Raw genomic sequence first — 19,516 nt, 5'->3', positions numbered from 1 at the left:
ACCCATGTCCGACACCCATACGCATGGCCGTCCCCGTCTCGACCAGCTGCCCGAATGGCACGCCCTGGGCAAACACCGCGAAGAGCTGGGGGAGGTGCGGCTGCGCGACCTGTTCGACCAGGATCCGCAGCGCGCCGACCGGTACTCCCTGCAGGTCGGTGATCTGCACCTGGACTACTCCAAGCACCTGGTGACCGACGAGACGCTGCGGCTGCTGCGCGAGTTGGCGGCGTCCAGTGGCGTGGCCGAACTGCGCGACGCGATGTTCCGCGGCGAGCGGATCAACGTCACCGAGGACCGTGCGGTCCTGCACACCGCGCTGCGCGCGCCGCGCTCCGCCGTCATCCAGCTCGACGGCCATGACGTCGTGCCCGCGGTGCACGCCGTCCTCAGCAAGATGTCCGTCTTCACCGACCGCATCCGTTCCGGCGAGTGGACCGGCCACACCGGCAAGCGCATCAAGAACATCGTCAACGTCGGCATCGGCGGCTCCGACCTGGGCCCGGCGATGGCGTACGAGGTGCTGCGCCCGTACGCCGACCGGGGGCTGACGCTCCGTTTCGTCTCCAACGTCGACGGAGCGGACCTGCACGAGGCCGTGCGCGACCTGGACCCGGCCGAGACGCTCTTCGTCATCGCGTCCAAGACGTTCACCACCATCGAGACCATCACCAACGCCACCTCCGCCCGCGACTGGCTGCTGAGCGGCCTGAACGCCGACTCCTCGGCCGTCGCCAAGCACTTCGTGGCGCTGTCCACGAACGCGGAGAAGGTCACCGAGTTCGGCATCGACCCGGCGAACATGTTCGAGTTCTGGGACTGGGTCGGCGGCCGGTACTCCTTCGACTCGGCGATCGGCCTGTCGCTGATGCTCGCCATCGGCCCGGACCACTTCCGCGAGATGCTGGCCGGGTTCCACCTGGTGGACGAGCACTTCCGCACCGCGCCGCCCGAGGAGAACGTCCCGCTCCTGCTCGGCCTGCTGGGCGTCTGGTACGGCGGCTTCCACGACGCGCAGTCGCACGCCGTCCTCCCGTACAGCCACTACCTGTCGCGGTTCACCGCGTACCTGCAGCAGCTGGACATGGAGTCCAACGGCAAGTCCGTCGACCGGCAGGGCAACCCGGTGACCTGGCAGACCGGCCCGGTGGTCTGGGGCACGCCCGGCACCAACGGCCAGCACGCCTACTACCAGCTGCTGCACCAGGGCACCAAGGTCATCCCCGCGGACTTCATCGGCTTCGCCAACCCCATCGGTGAACTCGGCCCGCTCGCGGACCAGCACGACCTGCTGATGGCCAACTTCTTCGCGCAGACCCAGGCGCTGGCCTTCGGCAAGACGCCGGAAGAGGTCGCGGCGGAGGGCGTGCCCGCCGAACTCGTGCCGCACAAGACGTTCCGCGGCAACCACCCCACGACCACCATCCTGGCCACCGAGCTGAGCCCGTCGGTGCTCGGCCAGCTGATCGCGCTCTACGAGCACAAGGTGTTCGTGCAGGGCGCGGTGTGGAACATCGACTCCTTCGACCAGTGGGGGGTCGAGCTGGGCAAGGTGCTCGCCAAGCGGATCGAGCCCGCGCTCAGCGAGGGCGCGACCATCCCCGGCCTGGACGGCTCCACGGAGGCGCTGGTCCGGCGCTACCGGGAGCTGCGCGGCCGCTGAGGGACGCGTAACAGCCGCTGACAGACGCACAACGGCCGCCGGCCGGGCTGATGATCAGCCCGGCCGGCGGCCGTCACGTACGGAGCGCCCGCTACGCCGAAGCGGGCGGGTACAGCTGTGGTGGCAGCTTCGCCGCCGCGGCCCGGTCCAGCAGCCACAGCGTGCGACGGCGGCCGCGTGCTCCGGCCGCCGGTGCCTGGATCTCGCCCGCGCCGGACAGCGCCATCGCGACCGCGCCGGCCTTGTCCTCGCCCGCCGCGAGCAGCCACACCTCGCGCGCCGCGCGGATCGCCGGGAGCGTCAGCGAGATCCGGGTCGGGGGCGGCTTGGGCGCTCCGTGCACGCCCACCACCGTCCGCTCCGTCTCCCGCACCGCCGGGTGCTCCGGGAAGAGCGACGCGACGTGGGTGTCGGGGCCGACCCCCAGCATCAGCACGTCGAACGTCGGCACCGGACCGTGGTCCTCCGGCCCGGACGCCTTGGCGAGCTCGACCGCGTACTCGGCCGCCGCGGCGTCGACGTCACGGCCGTGGGCGCCGTCGGACGCGGGCATGGCGTGCACCCGCGTCGGATCGAGCGGCACCGCGTCGAGCAGGATCTCCCGGGCCTGGGTGATGTTGCGCTCGGAGTCACCCTCCCGCTCGAACCGCTCGTCGCCCCACCACAGGTCCAGCCGCGCCCAGTCCACCGCGTCCCGCGCCGGGGACCCGGCGAGCGCCGCGAGCAGCGCGTTGCCGTTGCGCCCGCCCGTCAGCACCACCGAGGCGGAGCCGCGGGCGGCCTGGGCGTCCACGATCTTCGTGATCAGCCGGGCCGCCGCGGCCTTCGCCATCAGCTCCTTGTCGCGGTGCACGACGACCTGCGGGGTGCTCATGACGAGCTCGTTCCCTTGGCCGCCGACTTCTTCGTCGGCGCGGCCTTCTTGGCGGGAGCCTTGTCGGCCGATGCCGCCCCGGCCGCCTTGGCGTCCTTGGCGGGGGAGATCAGCTCCACCGCCTCGACCGGCTCCTCCGAGTCCTGCGACCCGAAGTCGGCCAGCCGGCCGACGCCGAACTTCACCGTGGAACGGTAGATGTCGTCCGGGTCGAGCCGCCGCAGCTCCTCGGCGATCAGCTCGGAGGTCTCGCGCCGCTTGAGCGCCACGTGACGGTCCGGCTGCCCCGGCATGGCGAGCTCGGCCAGTGAGCCGTCGGCCCGGTCCAGCCGGATCTCGCCGTCGGCGGTGACCAGTTGGACACCGGTGATCCCGGGTCCCTCCGAGACCTTGCGCTCCACCGAGATCCGCAGCCGGTCGGCGAGCCACAGCGCGAGCAGTTCGGTGCTCGGGTTGTAGGCCTCGCCCTCCACGGTCGCGGAGGCGATCTTGGTGTGCTTCTGGTCCAGGGCCGCGGCCAGCATGCTGCGCCACGGCGTGATCCGGGTCCAGGCCAGGTCGGTGTCGCCCGGGGCGTACGCGTCGGCACGCTCACTGAGCGCGGCCACCGGGTCCTCGGCCGCGGCCGCGTCGGTGATCCGGCGCTGCGCGAGCCTCCCCAGCGGGTCCTCGGCGGGGTTGACCGGGGACTCCTCCGGCCACCACACCACCACCGGGGCGTCCGGCAGCAGCAGTGGCAGCACCACGGACTCGGCGTGGTTGGCGAGCTCGCCGTGCATCCGCAGCACGACCGTCTCACCGGTGCCGGAGTCCGAGCCGACCAGCACCTCGGCGTCCAGCCGCGCCATCGCGCGGTCGCGCGGAGAGCGGCCGGGCCGCTTGATGACGGCCAGGATGCGGGACGGGTGCTCCCGCGACGCGTCGCTGGCCGCCTTGAGGGCGTCGTAGGCACTGCCCTCGTCGGTGACGATGACCAGGGTGAGCACCATGCCGACGGCGGGTGTGCCGATGGCGCGGCGGGCGTCGATGAGCCCGGCGTTGATACGGGACGACGTGGTGTCCGTCAGATCGATCCTCATGGCCGGCGCCAGCTCCTACCGTCTCGTGCGAGCATCTCGTCCGCCTCGACCGGTCCCCAGGTGCCCGAGGCGTACTGGGCGGGCTTGCCGTGCGTGTCCCAGAACTTCTCGATCGGGTCGAGGATGTTCCAGGACAGCTCGACCTCCTGGTGGCGGGGGAAGAGGTTGGCGTCGCCGAGCAGCACATCGAGGATGAGCCGCTCGTACGCCTCCGGGCTGGACTCGGTGAAGGACTCGCCGTAGGCGAAGTCCATCGTCACGTCCCGGACCTCCATCGAGGTGCCGGGCACCTTCGAGCCGAAGCGCACCGTCACGCCCTCGTCCGGCTGCACCCGGATGACCAGGGCGTTCTGCCCCAGCTCCTCGGTGGATCCGGCCTCGAAGGGCAGGTACGGGGCCCGCTTGAAGACGACCGCGATCTCGGTGACCCGGCGGCCGAGCCGCTTGCCGGTGCGCAGGTAGAAGGGGACCCCCGCCCAGCGGCGGTTGTTGATCTCCAGCTTGACCGCGGCGAAGGTGTCGGTCTTCGACTTGGGGTCGATGCCGTCTTCCTCGAGGTATCCCACGACCTCCTCGCCGCCCTGCCAGGCGTGCGCGTACTGCCCGCGCACCGTGTGCGACGCCAGGTCCTGGGGGAGCTCGACGGCGCCGAGCACCTTGAGCTTCTCGGCGACCAGGGCCTTCGGGTGGAACGAGCCGGGCTCCTCCATCGCGGTCAGGGCGAGCAGCTGCAGCAGGTGGTTCTGGATGACGTCACGGGCCGCGCCGATGCCGTCGTAGTACCCGGCCCGGCCGCCGATGCCGATGTCCTCGGCCATCGTGATCTGGACGTGGTCGACGTACGACCGGTTCCAGATCGGCTCGAACATCGTGTTGGCGAACCGCAGCGCCAGGATGTTCTGGACGGTCTCCTTGCCCAGGTAGTGGTCGATCCTGAAGACCTCGTTGGGCGGGAAGACGTCGTGCACGAGCTGGTTGAGCTCCTGCGCGCTCTCCAGGTTGTGGCCGAACGGCTTCTCGATGACCGCGCGCCGCCAGGACTCGCCCGGGCCCTCGGACAGGCCGTGCTTCTTCAGCTGCTGCACGACGTTCGGGAAGAACTTCGGCGGCACGGAGAGGTAGAAGGCGAAGTTGCCACCGGTGCCGCGCGCCTTGTCGAGTTCGTCGATCGTCGACTTCAGCTTCTCGAAGGCGGTGTCGTCGTCGAACTCGCCCTGCACGAAGCGGCAGCCCTCGGCGAGCTGCTGCCAGACCTCCTCGCGGAAGGGCGTGCGGGCGTGTTCCTTGACCGCGTCGTGGACCTCCTGCGCGAAGTCCTCGTCCTCCCAGCTCCTGCGGGCGAAGCCGATGAGCGCGAAGCCCGGTGGCAGCAGACCGCGGTTGGCGAGGTCGTAGACGGCAGGCATCAACTTTTTACGGGACAAATCGCCCGTGACGCCGAAAATGACCAGGCCGGACGGCCCCGCGATACGCGGGAGCCGCCGGTCCTGTGCGTCACGCAGCGGATTGCTGCTGGTCAACTCATGCCCCCTTGGGCGTCTGACGCTCGAGTACCGCCTTGGTGGATTCCAGCAGCTCGTTCCAGGCGGCCTCGAACTTCTCGACGCCCTCCTCTTCGAGCAGCTGCACCACGTCGTCGTACGAGACACCGAGGCCCGCCAGCGCGTCGATGTCGGCCTGGGCCTGCACGTACTCGCCGCGGATGGTGTCGCCGGTGACCTCGCCGTGGTCGGCGGTGGCCTCCAGGGTGGCTTCCGGCATGGTGTTGACGGTGTTGGGGGCGACCAGCTGGGTCACGTAGAGCGTGTCCGGCAGGTCGGGGTCCTTGACGCCGGTCGATGCCCACAGCGGACGCTGCTTGTTCGCGCCCGCCTTCTCCAGCGCGTTCCAGCGGTCCGAGGTGAAGACCTCCTCGTACGCCTGGTAGGCGAGCCGGGCGTTGGCCAGCGCGGCCTTGCCCTTGAGCGCCTTGGCCTGGTCGCCGCCGACCTTGTCGAGGCGCTTGTCGATCTCGGTGTCCACGCGGGACACGAAGAAGGACGCCACCGAGTGGATCTTCGAGAGGTCCAGGCCGGAGGCCTTGGCCTTCTCCAGTCCCTCCAGGTAGGAGTCCATGACCTGGCGGTAGCGGGCCAGCGAGAAGATCAGCGTCACGTTTACGCTGATGCCCCGGCCGATGACCTCGGCGATCGCGGGCAGGCCGCCCAGGGTCGCCGGGATCTTGATGAGGGCGTTCGGCCGGTCGACGAGCCAGGCGAGCTGCTTGGCCTCGGCGACGGTCGCCCGGGTGTTGTGGGCCAGGCGCGGGTCCACCTCGATGGAGACCCGGCCGTCCTGGCCGTCGGTGCGGTCGAAGACCGGCCGCAGGATGTCGGCGGCGTCGCGGACGTCCGCCGTGGTGATCATGCGGATGGCCTCTTCGACCGTGACCTCACGGGCGGCGAGGTCGGTGAGCTGGGTCTCGTACCCCTCGCCCTGGGCGATCGCCTTCTGGAAGATCGACGGGTTGGTGGTGACACCCACGACGTGGTGCTGGTCGATCAGCTCGGCCAGGTTCCCGGACGTGATCCGCTTGCGGGACAGGTCGTCCAGCCAGATCGCGACGCCTTCGTCGGAGAGGCGCTTGAGTGCGTCTGTCATGGAAATTACATCTCCTACTGGTCGGGTGCGGTTCGTCAGCGGCTGACGGCGTCGACGGCGTCGATGGACTGACGTGCGGCGTTGGCGACGGCGTCGGAGGTGAAGCCGAACTCGCGGAACAGGATCTTGGCGTCGGCCGAGGCACCGAAGTGCTCCAGGCTGATGATCCGGCCCTGCGCGCCGATGTAGCGGTGCCACGTCAGGCCGATACCGGCTTCGACCGCGACGCGCGCCTTGACGTCCGGCAGCAGCACGCTGTCGCGGTACGCCTGGTCCTGCTCCTCGAACCACTCGACGGACGGCATCGAGACGACACGCGTCGGGATCCCGTCGGCCTGCAGTGCGTCGCGGGCCTCGACGGCCAGCTGCACCTCGGAGCCGGTGGCGATGAGGATGACCTGCGGACGGCCGCCCTCGGAGTCGAACAGCACGTAGCCGCCCTTGGCCGCGTGCTCGTTCGCCGGGTACGTGGGCACTCCCTGGCGGGTGAGCGCCAGGCCGTGCGGGGCAGGCTTGGACGCGTGGCGCTTGAGGATCTCGCGCCAGGCGATCGCCGTCTCGTTGGCGTCGGCCGGACGGACGATGTTCAGGCCCGGGATCGCGCGCAGCACGGCCAGGTGCTCGACCGGCTGGTGCGTCGGGCCGTCCTCGCCGAGGCCGACCGAGTCGTGCGTCCACACGTAGGTGACGGGCAGCTGCATGAGCGCGGCCAGTCGCACGGCGGGGCGCATGTAGTCGGAGAACACCAGGAAGGTGCCGCCGTAGATGCGCGTGTTGCCGTGCAGCGCGATGCCGTTCATCGTCGAGCCCATGGCGTGCTCGCGGATGCCGTAGTGCACGGTGCGGCCGTACGGGTGCGCGCCCGGCAGCGGGTTCCCCTCCGGGAGGAAGGACGAGCCGCTGTCGATCGTGGTGTTGTTGGAGCCCGCGAGGTCGGCGGAGCCGCCCCACAGCTCCGGTACGACGGCGCCGAGCGCCTGCAGGACCTTGCCGGAGGCGGCGCGGGTGGCGAGGCTCTTGCCGGTCTCGAAGGACGGCAGCGCCTTCTCCCAGCCGTCGGGCAGCTCGCCCGCGTTGACGCGGTCGAACTCGGCGGCGCGCTCCGGGTTGGCTTCGCGCCACTCCAGGAACCGCTTGTTCCAGACGGCGTGCGCCGCACGGCCGCGGTCGGCGGCCGTGCGGGTGTGCGACAGCACACCGTCCTCGACCTCGAAGGTCTTGGCGGGGTCGAAGCCCAGCACGGTCTTGGTCGCGGCGACCTCGTCGTCGCCCAGCGCCGAGCCGTGCGCGGCCTCGGTGTTCTGCGCGTTCGGGGCCGGCCAGGCGATGATCGAGCGGGCCGCGATGAACGACGGCCGCGAGGTCTCGGCCTGGGCCGCCTTCAGGGCCTCGTACAGACCCGCGGGGTCCAGGTCGCCGTTGGGCAGCTGCTCGACGCGCTGGACGTGCCAGCCGTACGCCTCGTAGCGCTTGAGGGTGTCCTCGCTGACGGCCGTCTCGGTGTCGCCCTCGATGGAGATGTGGTTGTCGTCCCACAGCAGCACGAGGTTGCCGAGCTTCTGGTGCCCGGCGAGCGAGGAAGCCTCGCCCGAGACACCCTCCTGCAGGCAGCCGTCACCGGCGATGACCCAGACGGTGTGGTCGAACGGGGAGGTGCCCGCTTCCGCGTCCGGGTCGAACAGGCCGCGCTCGTAGCGGGCCGCCATGGCCATGCCGACACCGTTGGCGATGCCCTGGCCGAGGGGTCCCGTCGTGGTCTCCACGCCGACCGTGTGGCCGTGCTCCGGGTGGCCCGGGGTCTTGCTGCCCCAGGTGCGGAACGCCTTCAGATCGTCCAGCTCCAGGCCGTACCCGGCGAGGAAGAGCTGGATGTAGAGCGTCAGGCTGGAGTGGCCGGCCGAGAGGACGAAGCGGTCGCGACCGGTCCAGTCGGGGTCTGACGGGTCATGCCGCATCAGCTTCTGGAACAGCAGGTACGCGGCGGGCGCGAGGCTCATGGCCGTGCCGGGATGGCCGTTGCCGACCTTCTGCACGGAATCCATGGCCAGAACACGAGCGGTATCAACGGCCCGCTTGTCCAGATCGGTCCACTCAAGGGCTGTGGTGGTCGGCTTGCTGCTCACCCTGGTTCAGGGCTCCTTTCCACATGTTGAGATGCCGGTGACGTGGCGCCTACCCGGCGTGGTCGAGCCTACCGCCGCAAGGACCTGCACCTTTTCGAGCGGGCTGTTCGACCCTCCGTACGACGCCCGGAGTACTGCCTCGAGCAGCGCTCCCGGTCTCACTTCGGGCAACCAGGACCCTCGCGCACCCATTCCCGGCCTGCCGGGATACTGACAGCCTGCCCCGGCCCGGGCGCGTTCGCCTGCTGAACGGGCGGCGAAGGGCGGGCGGCAACACGGGTCACCCCCCGGGGCGGGCGGAGTATTCCCTACGTCTACAGTGGCGTGGTACGCGCAAGGACTTACCGGACCTTCACGTCTGGGACCGGGACTTGCTGGACTTAATCCTTCCCCAGGGGTGTTTGTGACGGCCGTCGAATCCCGACCCGCAGGGGTCATCGGGACGAGCCACGGACAGCGGCCGTTCGCGGCTCGTGTCATGGCGTTCGTGGCGCTGACCAAGCCACGCATTATCGAGCTGCTGCTCATCACGACCGTTCCGGTGATGTTCCTGGCGGCGGGTGGCGTCCCCGACCTGTGGCTGGTGCTGACGACCGTCGTGGGCGGCTACCTCTCGGCGGGCGGCGCCAACGCGCTGAACATGTACATCGACCGCGACATCGACGCCCTGATGCACCGCACCGAGCAGCGTCCGCTGGTCACCGGCATGGTCTCGCCGCGCGAGGGGCTGGTCTTCGGCATCGCGCTCTCCGTGGTCTCCACGGTCTGGTTCGCGGTCCTGGTGAACACGCTGTCGGCGGCGCTGTCGCTGACGGCCATCCTCTTCTACGTCTTCGTGTACACGCTCGGCCTCAAGCGACGCACCGCGCAGAACATCGTGTGGGGCGGCATCGCGGGGTGCATGCCGGTGTTCATCGGCTGGTCCGCGGTCACCAACTCCGTCTCCTGGGCCGCGTTGGTCCTCTTCCTGGTGATCTTCTTCTGGACGCCGCCGCACTACTGGCCGCTGTCGATGAAGGTCAAGGACGACTACGAGCGGGTGGGCGTGCCCATGCTGCCGGTCGTGGCGGGCAACCTGGTGGTCGCCCGGCAGATCGTGATCTACAGCTGGGTGATGGTGCTCGTCTCGCTGACCCTGTGGTGGCCGCTGAACGAGACGTCGTGGCTCTACCCGGTGGCCGCGGTGCTGCTCGGCGCGATGTGGCTCAAGGAGGCGCACGGCCTGTACAGCCGCGCGAAGGCCGGGGTCAGCGGCGCGAAGCTGAAGGAGATGCGGCTGTTCCACTGGTCCATCACCTATCTGTCGCTGCTCTTCGTCGTCGTGGCCGTGGATCCTTTCCTTCACTGATTACCGACGGGTAGCATCTGCCTCATGGCTGAGACCGCGCAGAACCCCGTGGAAGAGACCCCGAAGGCGGACCCGCGCGCCGAGCGCCGCACCGCCAGGCTGACGAAGCAGATCCACGCCTTCGCCAAGAGCCACGGCGGCGCCGCCGAGGCGAACATCGCCTACATCGGCGGGGTCGGCACCCGAATCGTCCTCGTCGGCGAGAACGGCGAGTGGGGCGACCTGGTGGCCCCGACGTACGCCATGGCCCGCGAGGCCGTCGAGCGCGCCGGCGTCACCGTGCACGAGGATTTCGACGGCGAGTTCGCCGCGAAGGTGCGCACCGGCCCGTACGAGTGGTCCCGGATGGCCGGCATCCAGGTCGGCGGGCCCAGCAACACCTGACGCCCCGCCCGCACGTTAGGGACCATGGAAGCGGTCCCGACCGGCGGCGCGAGGAGTCAGTGATGCTGGAGCTGCCACCACTGGTGGACGCGCACTGCCACGGGGTGGTCTTCGGGGAGCTCGGCCTCGGCTCGTTCGAGGCGCTCCTCGCGGGGGCCGCCGCGCCCGGCACCACGCTCTTCGACAGTCCGACCGGCTTCGCCGTACGCCGCTGGTGCCCGCCCCTGCTGGGCCTGGAACCGCACTGCACCCCCGCGCACTACCTGGCGGGGCGCCGGGAGCTGGGCGCGTACGAGGCCACCCGGCGGCTGCTGCGCGGCGCCGGGATCGGCGCCTACCTGGTGGACGCGGCGGGGGGAGCCGGCGACGGTCCCGCCGATTGGGGTCCCCCCGCGCCGCCCCCCGAGGTCACCTCGCCCGAGGAGCTGGGAGCCGCCGCGGCGGCTCCCGTGTACGAGACCGTCCGGCTGGAACCGCTGGCGCAGCAGGTCGCCGACACCTCGGGGACCGTCGGCGCGTTCCTCGCCAATGTCGCCGAGGCGGTGCACGGAGCGGCTCGCACGGCCGTCGCCTTCTCGGTCGCCGACACCTGTCCGCCCGGATTCCCCGCCGGGCCGCCCGACGTCGGACCGGTACGGCGCGCCGCCGGAGCGTGGCTCGCGGGACGTACGGCGGGCGAGGCGCTCGATGACCCGGTGCTGCTGCGCCATCTGGTGTGGAACGCCGTCGCGACCGGCCTGCCGCTGCAGATCCGCGGTTCGGCGGGCGCCGACCCGCTGCGGCTCACCGGCTTTCTGCGGGCCACCGCGGGCCTCGGCACCGACGTGGTGCTCTTACGGGGCTTCCCGAGCCACCGCCCCGTCGCCCGCCTCGCGGCAGCGTTCCCGCACGTCTACGCGGACATCGGCTCCGCGCCGGCGGCGTCGGCCCTGGCCGAGACGCTGGAACTGGCGCCCTTCGGCAAGGTGCTCTTCTCGACCGGGGCGCACGCGCTGCCCGAGCTGTACGTGGTCGGGGCCCGCCTCTTCCGCGAGGCGCTGGAGCGGCTGCTCACCGACCGGGTGGTCGGCGGGGCCTGGACCCCGGCCGACGCGCACCGCGTCGCGGGACTGATCGCCGCGGGCAACGCGCGGCGGGTGTACGGGCTGGAGCGCCTGGACCGGGCCGGACCGGACCGCTGACGTGCCGGCTCAGGCCCTTGGGCGCAGGCTCAGATGGTTGAAGCGCCGGCTCAGACCGTTGACGCGAGCGGGGAGCCGGACTGCGCGGGGCCCGGGATGCCCGGCTGCTCCGACGGGCGCTCGCGCATCGACAGCGCGACCCGCAGCACCCCGATCCAGATCAGCGCGGAGCCGAGCATGTGCAGCCCGACCAGTACCTCCGGCAGGTGCGTGAAGTACTGCACATAGCCGATGACGCCCTGCGCCAGCAGCACGAGGAACAGGTCCCGCGTACGGGCCTTCGGGCCGGCGGGCGCGTCCACGGCGCGCAGCACGAACCACAGCGCGAGCGTGAGGGCCACCACGACCCAGGCGAGGTCGGCGTGGAGCTGCGCGACGGTCTTCCAGTCGATCGGGATGCGGTGCACCTCGGCCGAGTCACCCGCGTGCGGCCCGGCGCCGGTCACCATCGTGCCCACCGCGATCAGCAGCGCGGAGCCGGCGGTCAGCACCCACGCCAGCTGCCGCACCGGCTGGCCCACCAGCGCGCGCGCCGCGCCGTCGCCCTCGCGGGCCCGCTGCCAGGTCACCACCGCGACCGTGATCAGAGCGCTGGAGAGCAGGAAGTGCCCGGCGACGACGTAGGGATTGAGGCCGGTCAGCACCGTGATGCCCGCCCAGTACCGCGTTGCCCATGACCACCCAGAACTGCGCCCAGCCGAGCCGCGTCAGGCTGCGCCGCCACGGCTTCTGCGAGCGCACCGCGATGATCGCCCAGCCGACCGCCGCGCACAGCACGTACGTCAGCATCCGGTTGGTGAACTCGATGGCGCCGTGGAAGCCCATGTCGCCGGTGGTCGTCAGGCTGTCGTCGGTGCACTTGGGCCAGGTCGGGCAGCCGAGCCCCGAACTGGTCAGCCGGACCGCCCCGCCCGTCACCACGATGACCACGGCCATCGCGAGGGCGGCCGCGCAGGCCCGCCGGACCGTCACCGGGGACGGGGTCCAGCGCCGGGCGATGGAGGCGAGGGGGTTACGGGCGACTTCGAGCGACTTCGGCACGCGTCCATCGTAAGCGGCCGCTTGTGCAACTTTTCACGAGGGGGTCGGGAGCTGGCCCGCGCGCATAACATCGAGCGGAGGATCCGCGACTGGGGGAAATATGACAACCGACAAGAGCGGTTCGGTCAACCGGCGGAGAATGCTCTACGGCGGCGCGGCCGTCGTCGCCGGGGCGGGCATCGCGGGCTACGCGAGCGGGGAGTGGAACGCCCCCGCGGCGGCGCAGGGGAACGCCGACCATCCCGGCGTGGCGGACGTCGTGGCGGACTTCGGCGCCAAGGGCGACGGCAGGACGGACGACAGCGCGGCCTTCGCCGCCGCGTACGCCTACGCCGAGTCGCGGATCTCGGGCGGTGTGGGACACACCGTGATCGACGTGCCGCCGGGGGTGTACCTGGTGAAGAAGCCGGGCGCGCTGCTCGCCGGCGACAAGCCGGACAAGCGCGCGAGCGGCCTGCGCTTTCGGGGCGCCGGCATGCGGATCAGCGAGATCGTCTTCGCTCCGGAGTCGCCCAAGGACGCCTATCTGTGCCGCAACAACAACATGTGGAGCAACATCTCCTTCGAGGGGCTGCGCTTCACCTCGGGCACCCCCGGCGCGTCGTTCTTCTCCTCGTACTCCACCGGCTGGGCGCAGAACTACCGCTTCTCCGAGTGCGAGTGGATGGGGGAGTGGGAGTACGGCCTCGCCCTGGACGGCAGCAACAACAACTCGGAGATGCGCTGGGAGGCGTGCCGGGTGGGCGGCGCCTGGCGAAAGGCCTTCCTGTACTCGGGGCTCTCCAAGCGGTCGGAGAAGCGCGAGCAGCAGGACCAGTTCCTCAACTACTGGTTCACCGACATGACGGTCACCTACGACTGGGGCAACTTCCTGGAGTTCCCCTACGGCGGCTCGATCACCTGCCGCAGCGGCAGCTACATCATCACCGGCCGCCGCCCCACCCCCCACCCGGAGTACGGGTTCGAGAGTGCCTTCTTCCGCTTCCCGCGGGCCTCGCACTTCGACTCCGTGCAGCGCTTCCACGCCGAGGACATCCGCTTCGAGATACGCGACCCGCAGGTCGTGGTCATCGACTGCGAGTGGAGCAGCGGCACGGTCCACTTCAACGACTGCGACGACACGTCCCAGTCCTACAAGCAGTACTCGGACGGACTGACCGCGCACCGCTACAACATCGGCCCCGCAGGGCCGCTGGTGCGGTACGACATGTGCCAGCTCTCCGGCGCCCACCAGTACCGGGCCGCCGCCGGCGCGCAGCTGCCGACCAGCGTCCGCTACGACATGTGCCGGATCGTCGACCATCCCGCGGACGCGTTCGTGGCCGCCGGTGCGCACGACAAGACGTTCGCCCGCTTCGTCGACTGCATCACGCCGGGCTGAGGACCGTCCCGCCGGGCGTCACTCCCACTTGAAGAAGCGCGCCGCCGCGCCGAGCCCCACGACCGCCCACACCAGCAGGATCGCGAGGTCGCCCCAGGGCATGCCCGCGCCGTCCCGCAGCACGTCCCGCAGGCCGTCGGACAGGGCGGAGACGGGGAGCAGCCGCAGCACGTCCTGCGCCGCGCCCGGGAACCTGTCCAGCGGCACGATGATCCCGCCGGCCACCAGCAGCAGCAGGAAGACGAGGTTCGCGGCGGCGAGCGTCGCCTCCGCCTTGAGCGTGCCGGCCATCAGCAGGCCGAGCCCGGAGAAGGCGGCGGTGCCCAGCACGAGGAGCAGCACGACGCAGAGCGGGTTCCCGTGCGGCGACCAGCCCAGCGCGAACGCGATCGCCGTCAGCAGCACGATCTGCAGCACCTCGGTGACCAGCACCGAGCCGGTCTTCGCCGTCATCAGCGCCCAGCGCGGCAGCGGCGAGGCGCCGAGCCGCTTCAGCACGCCGTAGCGGCGCTCGAACCCGGTGGCGATGGCCTGACCGGTGAAGGCGGTGGACATCACGGCGAGCGCCAGGATGCCGGGGGCCAGGAAGTCGACGGCCTTGCCCGAACCCGTGTCGACGATCGAGACGGCGCTGAACAGGACGAGCAGCAGCGCCGGGATCACGACGGTGAGCAGCAGCTGCTCACCGTTGCGCAGCAGCATCTTCGTCTCGAACGCGGTCTGCGCACCGATCATCCGGGACAGCGGCGCCGCGCCCGGGTCGGGAACGAAGGTTCCGGCGGCCTCGGCGGCCTTCTTCTCTGCCGTGGTCACGCGCGCAGCTCCTTGCCGGTCAGATCCAGAAAGACGTCCTCAAGGGTGCGACGCTCGACCGCCAGGCGGTCCGGCATGACGCCGTGCTGCGCGCACCAGGAGGTGACGGTGGCGAGCAGCTGGGGGTCGACCGCGCCCTCGATCCGGTAGCTGCCCGGCGTCAGCTCGGCCGCCGCGGTGCCGTCCGGCAGCGCCTTGAGCAGCGAGACGAGGTCGAGGCCGGGACGGCCGGTGAAGCGCAGGGTGTTCTCGGCGCCGCCCCGGCACAGTTCCTCGGGCGTGCCGTGGGCGATCGACCGGCCGTGGTCGATGATCACGACCTGGTCGGCGAGCTGCTCCGCCTCGTCCATGAAGTGCGTGGTGAGGACGACGGTCACCCCGTCGGCGCGCAGTTCCCGTACGAGGTCCCAGGTGGCGCGGCGGGCCTGCGGGTCGAGCCCGGCGGTGGGCTCGTCGAGGAAGACCAGTTCGGGACGGCCGACGACGGCCATGGCGAGCGCGAGCCGCTGCTGCTGCCCGCCGGACAGTCGGCGGTACGTGGTGCGGCCGCAGGATTCCAGGCCGAGCCGTTCGATGAGCAGCGCGGGGTCCACCGGGCGGGCGTGCAGCGCCGCGGTGTGCCGCAGCATCTCCTCGGCACGCGCCCCGGGGTACACGCCGCCGGACTGCAGCATCACCCCGATGCGCGGCCGCAGCGCGGCGCCGTCGGTGGCCGGATCGAGGCCCAGGACCCGCACGCTGCCGGCGTCGGCGCGCCGGTACCCCTCGCAGGTCTCGACGGTGGTGGTCTTGCCGGCGCCGTTCGGCCCGAGCACGGCGGTCACCGAGCCGGCCGCCACCGTCAGGTCCAGACCGTCCACCGCGGTCTTGTCGCCGTACCGCTTGACCAGGCCGGCGATCTCGACCGCCGGTGACTGACTGGTGCTGCCGCTTCGCATACCCGTGAGTCTAGGGAGCGCCGTTCTCCGTTCAGAACCCGCCCATGGCCCCGCCGGTCGGCGGGTGGAAGGAATACCCGGGGAATGGATCTTGTTCAGGCAATTTCGCAGGTCAACTTAGGTTCACCTAAGTGACGAACTCCACCGGAGTCGAATCCGACGCGGGTTGCCGGGGCCCGATGAATTACGCAACAATGAAGTTGTGAAAAACGTCGGCGCGGCTCAGGAGGAGCAGACGACCGGGGAGCGGAGTACCCGCAACCGGGTCGCCCGGTCGATCCTGGACCACGGTCCTTCGACCGCCGCCGACCTGGCGGAGCGGTTGGGCCTCACGCAGGCCGCCGTCCGTCGCCACCTGGACCACCTCGTCGCAGAGAACATCGTCGAGCCGCGTGAGCAGCGGGTCTACGGAGCGCGCACCCGTGGGCGCCCCGCCAAGGTCTTCGCGCTCACCGACTGCGGCCGCGACGCCTTCGACCAGGCGTACGACCAGATCGCGGCCGACGCGCTGCGCTGGATCGCGCAGTCCGCCGGCGGCGGGGAGATGGGCGATGCCGCGGTCACCGCGTTCGCCCGGGCCCGCGTCGCCCAGCAGGCGGACCGCTACCGCGCCGCGGTCGACGCCGCGGAGCCCGCCCAGCGCACCCAGGCGCTCGCGAAGGCCTTGAGTGAGGACGGGTACGCTGCTACCACCCGTAGCGCGTCGGCCGGCGCCGGCGCACGGGAGCCCGCCGGTGAGCAGCTCTGCCAGCACCACTGCCCGGTGGCGCACATCGCCGAGGAGTTCCCGCAGCTGTGTGAGGCGGAGGCCGAGGTCTTCTCCCACCTGCTGGGAACCCACGTCCAGCGGCTGGCCACCATCGCCCACGGCGACGGCGTCTGCACGACGTACATCCCGCGGCACCAGCAGGTCAGCAGTGCAGTAGATATCAACACCGCAGTGAATACCACCACCGCAGTGCATAACGCATCCGCCAGTACGGCCGGGAGGAACCCCGCATGACTGCTCCCACGGAGACCACGCACCCGGAACTCGATGGGCTGGGCACGTACGAGTTCGGCTGGTCCGACTCGGACACCGCCGGTACCAACGCCCGGCGTGGAATCAACGAGGATGTCGTGCGCGACATCTCCGCGAAGAAATCCGAGCCGGAGTGGATGCTGAAGCTGCGGCTGAAGGGTCTGAAGCTGTTCGGCAAGAAGCCCATGCCGACCTGGGGCTCGGACCTCAGCGGTATTGATTTCGACAACATCAAGTACTTCGTGCGCTCCACCGAGAAGCAGGCCGCTTCCTGGGAGGACCTGCCCGAGGACATCAAGAACACCTACGACCGGCTGGGCATCCCGGAGGCCGAGAAGCAGCGTCTCGTCGCCGGTGTCGCCGCCCAGTACGAGTCCGAGGTCGTCTACCACCAGATCCGTGAGGACCTGGAGGAGCAGGGCGTCATCTTCCTGGACACCGACACGGCGCTGAAGCAGTACCCGGAGATGTTCCAGGAGTACTTCGGCACCGTCATCCCGGTGGGTGACAACAAGTTCGCCTCGCTGAACTCGGCCGTGTGGTCCGGCGGATCGTTCATCTACGTCCCCAAGGGCGTCCATGTCGACATCCCGCTGCAGGCCTACTTCCGTATCAACACGGAGAACATGGGCCAGTTCGAGCGGACGCTGATCATCGTCGACGAGGACGCCTACGTCCACTACGTCGAGGGCTGCACCGCCCCGATCTACTCCTCGGACTCGCTGCACAGCGCCGTGGTCGAGATCATCGTGAAGAAGGGCGGCCGCTGCCGCTACACGACCATCCAGAACTGGTCGAACAACGTCTACAACCTGGTTACCAAGCGCGCGGTCGCCTACGAGGGCGCCACGATGGAGTGGGTCGACGGCAACATCGGCTCCAAGGTGACCATGAAGTACCCGGCCGTCTACCTGATGGGCGAGCACGCCAAGGGCGAGACCCTGTCCATCGCCTTCGCGGGCGAGGGCCAGCACCAGGACGCCGGCGCGAAGATGGTGCACATGGCGCCGAACACGTCGTCCAACATCGTCTCCAAATCCGTGGCGCGCGGCGGCGGCCGTACGTCCTACCGCGGTCTCATCGAGATCGGCGAGGGCGCTGCCGGATCGAAGTCCAACGTGCTCTGCGACGCCCTGCTCGTCGACACGATCTCCCGCTCGGACACGTACCCGTACGTGGACGTCCGTGAGGACGACGTGTCCATGGGCCACGAGGCGACCGTCTCGAAGGTCTCGGACGACCAGCTCTTCTACCTGATGAGCCGTGGTATGACGGAGTTCGAGGCGATGGCGATGATCGTGCGAGGTTTCGTCGAGCCGATCGCGCGTGAGCTGCCGATGGAGTACGCGCTGGAGCTGAACCGCCTGATCGAGCTGCAGATGGAAGGCTCCGTCGGTTAGTACGACGTCCCCGTACGGGTGCGCCCGCGCACCCGTACGGCCTGACGGCCGTCCACCGGCGACGCGACGACGTTCCTCCAGAGACTCGATAGTCGACGTTTCTCCAGAAAGAGAGCAGTACGACAAGCCATGGCTGACAACATCCCTGCCGGCAGCACCACCGAGGGTGCCATCACGGTGGGCCACCCCGCCGATGCCCGGGTCAGCGCCGCGCCGTCCTACGACGTGGCCGACTTCCCGGTGCCGCACGGCCGCGAGGAGGAGTGGCGTTTCACTCCTCTGGAGCGGCTGCGCGGCCTGCACGACGGCACCGCGAAGGCCAACGGCGGCCTGCGCGTCGACGTGACCGCCCCCGAGGGCGTCACCGTCGAGTCGGTGGACCGCACCGACGCCCGCGTCGGCAAGGCCGGCAAGCCCGCGGACCGGGTCGTGGCCCAGGCGTTCAGCTCCTTCGAGAAGGCCTCGCTCGTCTCGATCCCCAAGGACCTCGTGCTCACCGAGCCGGTCCGGATCGCCGTGCACGGCGAGGGCGGCACCGCCTACGGCCACCAGGTCATCGAGATCGGCGCCTTCGCCGAGGCCGTCGTGGTCATCGACCACACCGGTGACGCCACGCTCGCCGCGAACGTCGAGTACCTGATCGGCGACGGCGCCAAGCTCACCGTCGTCTCGGTCCAGGACTGGGACGACAAGGCGGTGCACGTCGCCCAGCACACCGCGCTGGTCGGGCGCGACGCCAGCTTCAAGTCCGTGATCGTCACCTTCGGCGGCGACGTGGTCCGGCTGCACCCGCGGGTCGTCTACGGCGCCCCGGGCGGCGAGGCCGAGCTGTTCGGCCTGTACTTCACCGACGAGGGCCAGCACCAGGAGCACCGGCTCTTCATCGACCACGACACGCCGCACTGCCGCAGCAACGTCACCTACAAGGGCGCGCTGCAGGGCAAGGACGCGCACGCGGTCTGGATCGGCGACGTCCTCATCCGCGCCGCGGCCGAGGGCACCGACACCTACGAGCTCAACCGCAACCTGATCCTCACGGACGGCGCGCGGGTCGACTCGGTCCCCAACCTGGAGATCGAGACCGGCGAGATCGCCGGCGCCGGCCACGCCTCGGCGACCGGCCGCTTCGACGACGAGCAGCTCTTCTACCTGATGGCCCGCGGCATCCCGGCCGCCGAGGCCCGCCGCCTCGTCGTCCGCGGCTTCTTCGGCGAGCTGGTCCAGCAGATCGGCCTGCCCGACCTCGAGGAGCGCCTGATGGCGAAGATCGACGCGGAGCTGGAGGCGTCCGTCTGATGACCACGGCCCCAGGTTTCGTCCGCGTGTGCGCGGTGACCGAGCTGGAGGACGACACGCCCAAGCGGGTCGACCTCGACGGCACGGCGGTCTCCGTGGTGCGCACCGCGGGCGAGGTGTTCGCGATCAACGACATGTGCTCGCACGCGAACGTCTCCCTCTCGGAGGGCGAGGTCGAGGACTGTCAGATCGAGTGCTGGCTGCACGGCTCCAGCTTCGACCTGCGCACCGGCAAGCCGTCCGGGCTACCCGCCACGCGGCCCGTACCCGTATACCCCGTAAAGATCATCGGCGACGACGTGCTCGTCTCCGTCACCCAGGAGTCCTGAGGCAC

General features: G+C 70.3%; 16 protein-coding genes and 1 pseudogene. 9 read left to right on the top strand and 8 right to left on the bottom strand.

The features are described 5' to 3' along the window. Window positions 1-4: 4 nt before the first annotated feature. Window positions 5-1,663, top strand: coding sequence for a glucose-6-phosphate isomerase (pgi, locus tag M2266_RS08820; protein WP_277437669.1), 1,659 nt, complete (start codon window positions 5-7; stop codon window positions 1,661-1,663). A gap of 91 nt (window positions 1,664-1,754) precedes the next feature. On the opposite strand, the gene pgl is transcribed toward pgi, so the two are convergent. Genes pgl through tkt form a run of 5 tightly spaced genes read right to left on the bottom strand, consistent with a single transcriptional unit; the run spans window position 1,755 to window position 8,379 of the window. Beyond that, a complete protein-coding gene (gene pgl, locus M2266_RS08815) occupies window positions 1,755-2,537 on the bottom strand; it encodes a 6-phosphogluconolactonase (protein WP_277437668.1) in 783 nt (260 codons plus the stop codon). Further along, window positions 2,534-3,616, bottom strand: coding sequence for a glucose-6-phosphate dehydrogenase assembly protein OpcA (gene opcA / locus M2266_RS08810; RefSeq protein ID WP_277437667.1), 1,083 nt, complete (start codon window positions 3,614-3,616; stop codon window positions 2,534-2,536). Before opcA ends, pgl begins: the two co-directional genes overlap by 4 nt. Next, complete coding sequence (gene zwf / locus M2266_RS08805; protein WP_277437666.1) at window positions 3,613-5,136, bottom strand: glucose-6-phosphate dehydrogenase; 1,524 nt, start codon at window positions 5,134-5,136, stop codon at window positions 3,613-3,615. Before zwf ends, opcA begins: the two co-directional genes overlap by 4 nt. Window position 5,137: 1 nt before the next feature. After that, a complete protein-coding gene (gene tal / locus M2266_RS08800; protein WP_277437665.1) occupies window positions 5,138-6,256 on the bottom strand; it encodes a transaldolase in 1,119 nt (372 codons plus the stop codon). Between the two features lie 35 nt (window positions 6,257-6,291). Beyond that, entirely contained in the window at window positions 6,292-8,379 is a 2,088-nt protein-coding gene (gene tkt / locus M2266_RS08795; protein WP_277437664.1) for a transketolase, read from the bottom strand. 403 nt (window positions 8,380-8,782) lie between these two features. On the opposite strand from tkt, the gene M2266_RS08790 reads away from it, so the two are divergent. From M2266_RS08790 to M2266_RS08780, 3 genes are all read left to right on the top strand, one after another. Next, window positions 8,783-9,727: a heme o synthase gene (locus M2266_RS08790; protein WP_277437663.1), complete on the top strand. Its 945-nt coding sequence runs from the start codon at window positions 8,783-8,785 to the stop codon at window positions 9,725-9,727. A gap of 24 nt (window positions 9,728-9,751) precedes the next feature. After that, window positions 9,752-10,111: a hypothetical protein gene (locus tag M2266_RS08785; protein ID WP_277437662.1), complete on the top strand. Its 360-nt coding sequence runs from the start codon at window positions 9,752-9,754 to the stop codon at window positions 10,109-10,111. 62 nt (window positions 10,112-10,173) lie between these two features. Continuing rightward, window positions 10,174-11,292: an amidohydrolase gene (locus tag M2266_RS08780; protein ID WP_277437661.1), complete on the top strand. Its 1,119-nt coding sequence runs from the start codon at window positions 10,174-10,176 to the stop codon at window positions 11,290-11,292. A gap of 50 nt (window positions 11,293-11,342) precedes the next feature. Here M2266_RS08780 and M2266_RS08775 read toward each other — a convergent pair. Beyond that, window positions 11,343-12,333: pseudogene (locus M2266_RS08775) on the bottom strand (COX15/CtaA family protein). 100 nt (window positions 12,334-12,433) lie between these two features. On the opposite strand from M2266_RS08775, the gene M2266_RS08770 reads away from it, so the two are divergent. Further along, on the top strand, window positions 12,434-13,714 hold the full coding sequence (locus M2266_RS08770; RefSeq protein ID WP_277437660.1) for a glycosyl hydrolase family 28-related protein: 1,281 nt from the start codon (window positions 12,434-12,436) through the stop codon (window positions 13,712-13,714). An 18-nt stretch (window positions 13,715-13,732) separates the two neighbouring features. Here the strand turns inward: M2266_RS08770 and M2266_RS08765 are convergent, their stop codons facing one another. Further along, window positions 13,733-14,449, bottom strand: a complete 717-nt coding sequence (locus M2266_RS08765; RefSeq protein ID WP_277441113.1) for an ABC transporter permease — start codon at window positions 14,447-14,449, stop codon at window positions 13,733-13,735. Window positions 14,450-14,523: 74 nt separating this feature from the next. Further along, a complete protein-coding gene (locus M2266_RS08760; protein WP_277437659.1) occupies window positions 14,524-15,465 on the bottom strand; it encodes an ABC transporter ATP-binding protein in 942 nt (313 codons plus the stop codon). Window positions 15,466-15,667: 202 nt separating this feature from the next. Between M2266_RS08760 and M2266_RS08755 the strand changes: the two genes are divergently transcribed. The 4 genes from M2266_RS08755 (at window position 15,668) to M2266_RS08740 (ending at window position 19,511) form a co-directional block, all read left to right on the top strand. Continuing rightward, window positions 15,668-16,468, top strand: coding sequence for a metalloregulator ArsR/SmtB family transcription factor (locus tag M2266_RS08755; protein ID WP_277437658.1), 801 nt, complete (start codon window positions 15,668-15,670; stop codon window positions 16,466-16,468). Beyond that, a complete protein-coding gene (gene sufB / locus M2266_RS08750) occupies window positions 16,465-17,886 on the top strand; it encodes a Fe-S cluster assembly protein SufB (protein WP_269272330.1) in 1,422 nt (473 codons plus the stop codon). Before M2266_RS08755 ends, sufB begins: the two co-directional genes overlap by 4 nt. Window positions 17,887-18,015: 129 nt before the next feature. Beyond that, on the top strand, window positions 18,016-19,182 hold the full coding sequence (gene sufD, locus M2266_RS08745) for a Fe-S cluster assembly protein SufD (RefSeq protein WP_277437657.1): 1,167 nt from the start codon (window positions 18,016-18,018) through the stop codon (window positions 19,180-19,182). Further along, on the top strand, window positions 19,182-19,511 hold the full coding sequence (locus tag M2266_RS08740; RefSeq protein WP_277437656.1) for a non-heme iron oxygenase ferredoxin subunit: 330 nt from the start codon (window positions 19,182-19,184) through the stop codon (window positions 19,509-19,511). Before sufD ends, M2266_RS08740 begins: the two co-directional genes overlap by 1 nt. Window positions 19,512-19,516: the final 5 nt, after the last annotated feature.

It is taken from the genome of Streptomyces sp. SPB162 (assembly GCF_029504575.1).
Taxonomy (GTDB): Bacteria; Actinomycetota; Actinomycetes; order Streptomycetales; family Streptomycetaceae; genus Actinacidiphila.
This window is presented reverse-complemented; position numbering and strand designations above follow the sequence as displayed.